The following is a 1,771-nucleotide window of genomic DNA, read 5'->3' on the forward strand; positions in this document are numbered from 1 at the left end:
TATTTTCTTACTCCTTATAAAATTCGATTGATATTAAATCTATTTATGTATAAACTAAACGTACTATATTACATAATACTAGCGAACAAAAACTTCATAAGCAATATCAACTACTCTCTGTTAAAACAGAGAGTTTGTCCTAAACATGGTGGTTGTACAAACGATATAATATCTCCAACCGTTTAAAGACACTAAGGGATGGTTGACTGGCACCCCATCAGTAAGCGGTCTGTAGACACTTACCGAATATTGTTTTATGTTTAATAATTTTGTATTGGCACAACTTTTTCAAACCGCGGGTTTTTCTCACTCGACAGATATCGGTGACCCAATTCTTGAATATTGATAGCTGCCACACGGTCATCATTTGATTGATACCCACAATTTTGACAAGTAAACAAGTGCTTATCTTGTTGTCTATTAGCTCTATCAATTGATTCGCATTTCGGACAACGTTGGGACGTAAATTGTGCAGATACTTTTAAAACTTGCGAACCACTTTCTAAAGCTTTGTACATTAACTTTTCTTCAAAATCGAAGAATCGCCAAGAATGGTGTTCATACCGTGCATCTTGCTTACGGTGGTGAGTCGTGTTAAAAGTAACGTTCGTAAGATCTTCCACCACAAACAAGGTATTGGCCCCGTATCGGTCAACGAGTGTCTTTGATAATTGATGGTTCACATCATTCATCCAGCGGTTCTCTCGTCTTTCAATTGTTTTAAGGCGTCTACGACTTGATTTGGTGTTCTTCGTTTGTAAGGACTGGCGCAATTTCTTAAAACGCCGTCTTTTCTTCATCAAGCTTTTACCCGAATAGAAGGTAGTATGAGCTGTATCATCCGCAATAGTTAGTATCTGTCTTAAACCACGGTCAATGCCTACAATCCTTTGAATATTACCTTCTTCTGGGCTGTCTATCTCTTTACTTGCGGACACGTGTAAGAACCACTTACCCTTACGACAGAGTAATTCAGCTTGACCGAACTTGTAAGCCTTCTGGCTAAATTGTTGAAGATAAGCGATATGTTGCTTATCACAAGACACTTTAATTCGTCCTTGATTGGTCGTCAGTGAATAGGTATTGTTTTGGTGATAAGCGTAGTTACGATTACGTACGAACACAGCTACTGGTTGCTTAAACCCTAGGGGTTTCGTTAAATGGTAAAGGTCTTTATATAGGGTATGATATTTACCTGTATGGATATCTTTATAACGCTTAGGTTTTTGTTTAAACTGTGTTTTCACGGTCTTATATCTCGCGATTACCGTACGCATCACGGACTGGGCCATTTGCGATTGCAGCCCAAAATCCTGACGTATCTGATGATACAAGGCGTTGTGCAAAGTCGTTTGACCTAATTCAAAGTCATGGTCAAAGATATATGTCGAAACAAAATTACAAGCGTTTAAAAACTGTTGTTGAGTTTCTTCGAACTTTTCAATATCACTAGCACTTGGGTATAATTGCACTTTAATCGTTTTCGTTAACTGCATCTTATCACCTCTTTTCTCTTAAAATACATTATACTATCTATTTAGAGGAAACATAAACGATAACCTAGTAAAAACAACAAAAAGAGCTGTCTATTTCGCTAATTCCACCTAGGTATCAATTCCTAGGTTTCCTTAGCTGACAGCTTGTAAATGAATAAAATAAATATATTATTTAAACGAAAGGAACATCTTTTATGAATGAAGAATTTGGTATTCTATTCAAAAACGAAGCATTAAAGTACGAAGAAGAATTACTAGAGCAATTAACAGGAGTC

1 protein-coding gene is annotated in these 1,771 nt (G+C 36.6%); it reads right to left on the reverse strand.

Annotation, left to right across the window (positions count from 1 at the left end; genetic code table 11):
- Positions 1 to 260 precede the first annotated feature (260 nt).
- Positions 261 to 1,496 carry an RNA-guided endonuclease TnpB family protein gene (locus ACRCJ0_RS13340; RefSeq protein WP_431390729.1) on the reverse strand — a complete coding sequence of 412 codons (1,236 nt, stop codon included), beginning with the start codon at positions 1,494 to 1,496 and terminating at the stop codon, positions 261 to 263.
- Positions 1,497 to 1,771: the final 275 nt, after the last annotated feature.

It is taken from the genome of Aerococcus sp. L_32 (assembly GCF_050689315.1).

Bases quoted from the DNA above. Each gene is read 5' to 3' on its own strand.
- ACRCJ0_RS13340 (WP_431390729.1), bottom strand. From the start codon at position 1,496: ATGCAGTTAACGAAAACGATTAAAGTGCAATTATACCCAAGTGCTAGT.